This window comes from Polaribacter sargassicola (genome assembly GCF_021991835.1).
GTDB classification, from domain to species: Bacteria; Bacteroidota; Bacteroidia; order Flavobacteriales; family Flavobacteriaceae; genus Polaribacter; species Polaribacter sargassicola.
This window is the reverse complement of record NZ_JAHDAU010000013.1, coordinates 42,502-50,696: the sequence shown is the minus strand read 5'-3', so window position 1 is coordinate 50,696 and position 8,195 is coordinate 42,502. Positions and strand designations below refer to the sequence as shown.

Below are 8,195 nucleotides of genomic sequence, written 5' to 3'. Positions count from 1 at the left end.
AAATAGCCCAGACAATTAACGACTGTCCTCGACGCATATCGCCTGCTGTAAAGATGTTCTTTACATTGGTCTGGTATTTACCATATGATGCCTGGTAATTTGATCGAGAATCTCGTTTAAGGCCTAATAGGGGACATTTATTCTAATAAAAAAGGCAATTAATTTATAAATTAATTGCCTTTTTTATCATATTTATATATTCAATTCTCTATAGTGCCGTATGCTGGTATACTCTACCATAAAAAGATGTGTTATCTACTCGATATCTAGAAAGGATATGTTGTCTATAGCTACCTATATACCCTGTCCAATAATCTCCATATTCTACCATACCCCATGATCTTTCTACTGTTAAATTTCCTTGATCAGAGCCATCATCTCCAATTATTCTAATACGGTAATCAACTCTTGCATAACCAGAAGAAATTTCTATTGTTTTATTAACAGTTACTGGTTCCCATCCAGTTGCTTCTCCAAAAGACACTGGTTCTCCAACATTAATCCATTCACTTTTTTCACCTGTATCCCAATCTGTAGTATATTGATATTGGTATTGTAATTTTAAGGTAGTTGGAACTCCTGGTGTTTCATAAAGAGAATTATGGAACTTTATCCATGTTGTTTCTCCTGTATGTTCTGTAGTTATTTTAGGATATTCTCCATAATCAACCATTGTAGGCATTTTATCAAAGTCATGAATAATTAAAGTTGTTTTTCCTGCTGGTAATTCTATTTCTTTATCGTAAACTAATGTTAAATTATCTGCAGAACCTTTGTATAATTTTAGATTTATTACCCCTGAATCTGTTGTAAAGAATTTACCACCTGTTGCACTATACGGAATAAAATAATTTGTATACAAAGGAAATGTTTCATTTGTAAGTAGCTGATCATTTAATTCTATTCTATTTATATCATTTGCGGTACCACTTGAAAGAGGAACCATATAGTGTATTTGAAATTGAGCTGTTGTTTCAATATCAATTTCTGTGGTATCGTATTCTACTATGTGTTGCTCACATGCTACAATTAAAAAAGTGTATACAAGAAAGAGAGCTATTCTAGTTATTTTTTTCATGTTTTTATATTTCTTAAGTTAATATGTGCTGTTATTCTGGTATATCTCCTGGATAAACAAACCATGGAATAGAAGTATGATAATTATCTGCTGTACCTGGTGTAGGTTTTATAGCTTCTAGTGAAGGTAAATTCCACATATATTCTGAATTAAAACGCGGTCTTATTCTATAACTCGGAGAACCTTCATTTTGAGTATAATATGATCCTTTTCTTCCTTCTACTTGTGCTGGTGCTAAATACAGACCTTTATAAACTTTTGTATCATCTGTATCCTTTTTTTGTTCAACAATTCCATGTACAAAACCATTACCATTGCTAGGAATTTCACCAGTATATTCAATATCATAATTATATTTACGCATATCAACCCATGCTTCTGATGCTCCCCAAGGATATAAAGCAACCCATTTTTGCATCATAATATGAGATAATGTAAAATCATCTATAGCTAAGGCTCCAACAAAAGGACCATTTAAATAATCAGAAGCAAGTGAGTTAAAAACTCCGGTTGTTATTTTATCACCACCAGAAGCACTACCTTCTGTACCTGTAGTTATATATCTAGCAGCAGTTTGCATATCTGCACTAACACCTCTTTTAAAAGCTTCATAAGCTTCTGTTTTTTGATTTAATTTCCAATAAGCTTCTGCTAAACAGAACTGTATTTCAGCATAAGTTGTTAATATATAAGGAGCATCATCTCTATATATCCAACGACCTGTACCGTCGTGAACAGTACCCTGATATTGAGATGTTAAACTTCTACCATAAAAAGAAGGAGCTTGCCCAATTGGACCTGTTTTACCAGTAAACGTTCCTCCATAATATTCGTAAGTTTTTATACTATCTGCATTATTTAGGTTTAAATATGTAGGATTGCTTTCTGTTGCTAGTTTAACAGTAACTCTAGGATCAAAATGACCTGTTTCATTAACTAAAGTGTCTGTAATTATTTGTTTATCTGCAAGTTCGAAAGGGTGGTATGGATTACCATCTATAATGTGAATTTTATCTCCTGTTGATTCTTCATATTCTGGTACAGTACCTGTAAATACTTGAACTGCATAATCGTGCTGATAGTAGTTATAACTTAAATTACCTCTTGCTGTACCCCAGAAATTATTATAACTACTATAAGGAGCAGACTGTGAACCACCGCCAATTTTTACGGTAGCATCATCACTAGGACTTTGGAAAGATTTGCCTGCTGCAGTAATTAACTCTTGAGCATATGTTCCTGGAAAATCTGTTTTATTAGTTAGAGAAGCCAAATTACGAACAATAACAGCGTAACAAAACTTAATCCACATTTCTTTATTGCCACCATAAATAAAATCATTACTACTTATTTTATCTCCATATGATTGGTCATCAGTTTTTTCTAGTAACTCAATAGCCTCATATGCCCATTGACGAACTTGATCATAAACTTCTTTTTGATAATCATAATCATGTTGTAATAAGCCAGGAACAAAAGCATCATTCATAGGAACTTCTCCATTAACTTTTGTTAATAAATCCCAACTAAAAGCTTTCATAGCTAATCCAATTCCGGCTAAAGTCCAATCTTCTGCTTCTAGAGATTGATTTATTAAATTTTCTAGGTTTTGACCTTGAGTAAAATAAACCATTTTCCAGATTTCACCTCCAGAGTCACTACCTAAACTATAATAATGATTTGCAAAACTTGTATAACTTGTTGTACCCATCATTTGAGTCATCGGAGCAATTGCTCTAAGGTCCCAGTATATACTTTGGTATTGTTGCGTTATTCCTGCTAGATATAAATATCCGTCTACATAATCCGGAGCATCTATATTTTCATTTACATCAAGGTAATCTTCACAACTACTTAAGCTAAAAAAGACGATTAGTATGTATATTAATTTATTTTTCATGATGTTTTTTAATTTAAGGTTAAACTTAATCCGATTGAATAACTACGAGGGTTTGGCATTGAGAAAACGTCAATACCTTCTCCACCAGTACCTCCAGCAGCAGCAGAAACAGTGTTACCAACAGCATCAATACCAGAATAGTTTGTCCAAGTAAATAAATCATTTGCTACAAAGTATAGATTCATTTGAGAAAAAAGTTTTGATTTATCAAAAAGATCTTCTGGTACACGGTAAGAAAAACGTAATTCTTGCATTCTTAAATAGTTAACATTTTTTTCTAACCAATCTTCATCTCCACCCGTAAATATAGAAGAACCATACATACTATAATCAACAGCAATAGTGTTTACAGTAGGATTATCACTATTTTCATTACCATCTCTAATAACACCATTAAACACTTGAGGACCACTTTCTCTTAAAGCAACAGATTCCCAACTTGTTCCTCTTTCCATCATATACCTTTTTGTACCGTTAACAACAGTAGCACCTAAACGTCCGGCAAATAAACTAGATAATCTAAAGTTTTTATATTTAAAACCAGTTGTTATTCCAAAACGTAACTTAGGTTCTCTATTACCTATTATAGACCATTCACTAGCAGTAATAGGTAGCCCTGTAGTTGGACTAATTAATATATCTCCGTTGTCATTACGTTCATAAGCTCTACCTGTTATGGTAGAAATAGGCTCACCTTGCATAATTCCATTTCTAATATTTCCAGAATTCCAAGTATAAGAGTTATAGTATTCTGTTACATTTTCTGGAAGTGAAACAACTTCAGAAGTTCCTTTAGAACCATTAACTCCAACATTCCAAGTAAAATCATTTGTTCTAATAACATCTACATCTATATTAGCTTCCCAACCTTTAGTTTTAAAAGTACCCACATTTAATGTATTTAATACGAAACCTGTTGCATAACTTAATCGGAAACCTTGTACTATTTGATCTGAATTTTCTGTTGTAAAATAAGTGAAGCTTGCTTTTACTCTATTTTTAAATAAACCTAAGTCAATACCAATTTCATTGGCAGTTGTAATTTCTGGTTTAAGATTAGGGTTTGGTCCTGTAAAACCATATTGAAAACCACCACCAGTTAAATAGGTTTGTTGTAATTGAGGATCAATTTGTAACGGTCTTGCATCTTTACCAACTTGAGCCCAAGAACCTCGAAGTTTTAAATGATTTATTGTTTCTAATTTTTTCATAAAATCAAAATCAGAAACGATTAAAGATCCTTCTATAGCAGGATAAAAATAACTATTATTTTCTACAGGTAGTGTAGAAGACCAGTCGTTTCTAGCTCTTAAAGTAACAAAAGCCATATTATTATAACCAAATTCAAAAGAACCAGAAATTCCCTGTACTCTTCTTGTCGTATTTCTTTGACTAGATGTTTGTGTTAAAGGATCTGTATTGTTGATAGATTGAAAATCTGTTTCTATAAAATTACTACCATAGCTGCTAGATCTAGTTACTCCATTTTCAACTTGGTGATATCCTAATTGAGCAGAAAAAGAGAATTTATCATCAAGAAAATTATTAGTATAACCTGTTATAATATTAACTGTTGGATCAGAAAAATTTGATTGAGTTATACTGTAACTACCTTCACCTGCATTAGCATTTGCATAATATGGATGAGTTGATGTTATGTAAGTTTGCATACCAACATCCCAACCAACTTGAGCTCTTAAAAATGCATTTTCTATAGGGGTAATATTAACAGATATATTACTAATAAACCTATCAGATTCATCATAATATTTATTTTTATGCATCCCAAAAAGAGGATTTAATAAATCGTCATCAAGGTAATAATCTGGTGTTCTCATATGACTACCATCTTCTGCAAGGTAATTACTCATATCATCTACCATTGGCCATAACATAGCACGATATAAAGGACCAGCAGTACCTGTTCTAACTTTATTGTTTTCTGTACTAGTGTATTGTAGAGCTCCTTCGAATGTTAACCAATCAGTAATATCAGCTTTACCAGATAAGCTTAAATTAGTTCTTTTATATTTAGTAGTTTTAATTACACCTTTTTCATCTAATTGAGAAAAACTACCACGTATTGTTGCTTTTTCTGACCCTCCTTCTACAGAAACATTGTATCGTTGTTGAAAACCTGTTTGAAGGACAGCATCAATATTATCATAAATTTTTGTACCCTCTGGGTATAATCCTCCGTATTTACTTGTATAATAGTAATTGGTTGTTCCTTTAGCTCCGTTTGCATATTTATCTTGCATATCTGGGTATCCGTATGCTTTACTAAACTTAAGAAAATTACTAAATCTTACCGTACCTTTTCCTGCTTTACCTTTTTTAGTTGTAATAATAATTGCACCATTAGACGCATCAGAACCATATAAAGCAGCAGCACTAGCTCCTTTTAAAACCGTTATAGATTCAACATCTTCTGGGTTAAAGTCATTTCCTCTAGAAGAAAAATCCATGTCGCGGACAGAGAATTCTCCACCAGACATTCCACTTGGATCAAAAGTAGAGTTATTCATAGGAATACCATCTACAACATAAAGAGGTTGATTATTACCAGAAATAGATGTAATATTTCTAAGAACTACATTTGTAGAAGCACCTGGGTTACCACTAGTAGAACCTATATTAAGGCCAGGGACTCTACCTGCTAATGCTGTAATAAAGCTTTCTCTACCAGAATCGCCAATTGTTTTTCCATCAATATGTTGAACAGAAGAACCTATACTACGTTTTACACGTTTTAAACCAAACTCTGCAGTAATTACAACCTCACCAAGAACAGAGGTGTCTTCTTCTAAAACAACTTTAATAGTTGAACCATTTACAATAACTTCTTTTTTTTCGAAACCAAGTGAAGAAAAAATAAGAGTTTTACCTTTTTCTACTGATATGTTATAGTTTCCGTTAAAATCAGTAGACGTACCTTTATTAGTCCCTTTAATTAGAATAGTTACTCCCGGCAAAGGGTTGTCAATTTTATCAACAACAGTTCCTTTTACTGCTATGTTTTGTGAAAACAGAACAGAGAATGAAGTTGTAAAAAAAACCAGAAGTGTAACTTTAATTTTTTTAATCATAAGTTATTTTAATTTGGTTAGTTAAGACAAACTTAACAATTTAAAACAATATTTATGCGTTTTTTTTATTTTTATTGCGTTTTTTATGCTGTTTTTATGCGTTTTTAAGTGTTTTTGTGAAGAATTGTTTGGTTTTTTGCGTTATTATGAGGTTTTTTTTAAACTTTTAACAATGGGTTTGTAATGTTTTTATTTACAGTTGTTTATGGTTTGTAAGAAAAAACATCTAAAATTGCTGGTTAAAAAATATTATTAATTACATAGATTTATAAAATCTTAGAAAGTTAAAAATTACTAATCAGTTTATTCTTTTAAGAAGATTTTTAGTGTTTACTTAGTAATTTTTATGATGCTAGTCCGTTATAAAGTATATTTGTATAACCAAACTAAAATTAGTTGATGATAAGGTTATTTTGTGTTTTTATTTTATTTTTATCTGTCTCATTAAAAGCTCAAACAGGAGGAGAAGAAGTGTTTCAGTTTCTTAATTTACCTACTTCTGCTAGGCAAGTAGCTTTAGGAGGAGAAGTTTTAAATTTATTAGATGATGTTAATCAGCCAATTTCTAACCCTTCTGTAATTAATGAAGATCTTGATAATAAAGTATCTGTAAACTATACAAGTTATTTAGGAGGAATTAATATTGGATCTTTATCTTACGCAAAAACAATTTCTAGAAGATTTGGTACAATACACGGAGGAATAAAATATGTAGATTATGGTTCTTTAATAGGTGCCGATGAACAAGGAAATGAAACAGGTAGTTTTGGTGCTAGTGATATTGCCATTTCTTTAGGATATGCTGTTAATATACCTAATACCGATTTTTTTATTGGATCTAATATTAGAGTTATAAACTCTAATATTGCTAGTTATACTTCAACAGGAATTTCTACAGATTTAGCAGTTTTATTTAGTAATCCATACAAACCTTTTACAGTTAGTTTAGTTGTAAGAAACATTGGTGTACAAACTAAATCTTACACAGGTACAAAAGAAAAGTTGCCATTAAAAGTTGCTTTGGGTGGTTCTTATAAGTTAGAACATGTGCCTCTTAAATGGTATGCAACTATAGATAATTTACAACAATGGGATATTTCTGTTGCTAATCCATCTGAACAAACAACAGATTTAGAAGGTAATGTTACAGAACAAAAGATTGGTTTTATAGAAAATTCTTTTAGACACTTTATAATAGGTGGAGAGTTGTTTCCAGAAAGTGCTATAAACTTTAGATTGGGTTATAACTTTAGGAGAGCTGCAGAGTTAAAGTTACAAAATGTAAGAACATTTAGTGGTTTATCTTACGGTTTTGGAATTAAATTAAATAACTTAAAGTTTAATTATGCATATTCTAAATTTCATTCAGCCTTTAATACAAGTACATTCAGTTTATTAATAGATTTAAATAGAAGAAAGTAAATGAGTAAAAATATTATTATTGCAATTGATGGGTTTTCATCAACAGGAAAAAGTACAATTGCCAAATTAATTGCAAAAAAATATAATTATATTTATGTTGATACAGGTGCAATGTACAGAGCTGTAACTCTTTTTGCAAAAAACAATCAATTAGTAGGCTTAGATTTTTTAAAGGATGAAGAATTAATAGATTCTTTAAAAGACATTACACTAACGTTTAAATTTAATAAAGATTTAGGTTTTGCAGAGATGTTTTTAAATGGTGTTAATGTAGAAAAAGAGATTAGATCTATAGAAGTATCTCAATTAGTTAGTAAGGTTGCAGCAATTTCTGAAGTAAGAAAAAAACTAGTAAAAGAACAACAGTTAATGGGTAAAGAAGGTGGTGTTGTAATGGATGGTAGAGATATAGGAACTGTAGTTTTTCCGGAAGCAGAATTAAAGTTGTTTATGACAGCTTCTGCAGATAAAAGAGCAACTAGACGTTATAAAGAATTAATAGAAAGAGGTGATGATGTTAATTTTGAAGAAATACTTTTTAATGTGCAAGAACGAGATAGAATAGATTCTACAAGAAAAGATTCTCCTTTAGTAAAAGCAGAAGAAGCAATAGAATTTGATAATTCTGATATGAGTATAGAAGAGCAGTTTAAAAGTATTTGCACTTTAGTTGACAATAAGTTGTAAACAATTACATATGAAATCC

Annotated in this window: 5 protein-coding genes; 2 read left to right on the top strand and 3 right to left on the bottom strand. The window is 31.0% G+C overall.

Annotated elements, in window-relative coordinates; genetic code table 11:
* Nucleotides 1-208: 208 nt before the first annotated feature.
* From KI686_RS15225 to KI686_RS15215, 3 genes are read right to left on the bottom strand one after another with little or no spacing between them, the layout of a single operon-like run.
* The gene (locus tag KI686_RS15225) at nt 209-1,078 is read right to left on the bottom strand and encodes a hypothetical protein (protein WP_237590194.1); all 870 of its coding nucleotides are present in this window, start codon (nt 1,076-1,078) and stop codon (nt 209-211) included.
* Between the two features lie 31 nt (nt 1,079-1,109).
* The gene (locus KI686_RS15220) at nt 1,110-2,978 is read right to left on the bottom strand and encodes a SusD/RagB family nutrient-binding outer membrane lipoprotein (RefSeq protein WP_237590193.1); all 1,869 of its coding nucleotides are present in this window, start codon (nt 2,976-2,978) and stop codon (nt 1,110-1,112) included.
* An 8-nt stretch (nt 2,979-2,986) separates the two neighbouring features.
* Nucleotides 2,987-6,067, bottom strand: a complete 3,081-nt coding sequence (locus tag KI686_RS15215) for a SusC/RagA family TonB-linked outer membrane protein (protein ID WP_237590192.1) — start codon at nt 6,065-6,067, stop codon at nt 2,987-2,989.
* Nucleotides 6,068-6,466: 399 nt separating this feature from the next.
* On the opposite strand from KI686_RS15215, the gene porQ reads away from it, so the two are divergent.
* Both porQ and cmk read left to right on the top strand, forming a co-directional pair.
* Entirely contained in the window at nt 6,467-7,489 is a 1,023-nt protein-coding gene (gene porQ, locus KI686_RS15210; protein ID WP_237590191.1) for a type IX secretion system protein PorQ, read from the top strand.
* Complete coding sequence (gene cmk, locus KI686_RS15205; RefSeq protein ID WP_237590190.1) at nt 7,490-8,176, top strand: (d)CMP kinase; 687 nt, start codon at nt 7,490-7,492, stop codon at nt 8,174-8,176.
* Nucleotides 8,177-8,195 lie beyond the last annotated feature (19 nt).

Coding starts and splice junctions, on each gene's coding strand:
- KI686_RS15225 (WP_237590194.1), bottom strand. CDS start 1,078: ATGAAAAAAATAACTAGAATAGCTCTCTTTCTTGTATACACTTTTTTA.
- KI686_RS15220 (WP_237590193.1), bottom strand. CDS start 2,978: ATGAAAAATAAATTAATATACATACTAATCGTCTTTTTTAGCTTAAGT.
- KI686_RS15215 (WP_237590192.1), bottom strand. CDS start 6,067: ATGATTAAAAAAATTAAAGTTACACTTCTGGTTTTTTTTACAACTTCA.
- porQ (WP_237590191.1), top strand. CDS start 6,467: ATGATAAGGTTATTTTGTGTTTTTATTTTATTTTTATCTGTCTCATTA.
- cmk (WP_237590190.1), top strand. CDS start 7,490: ATGAGTAAAAATATTATTATTGCAATTGATGGGTTTTCATCAACAGGA.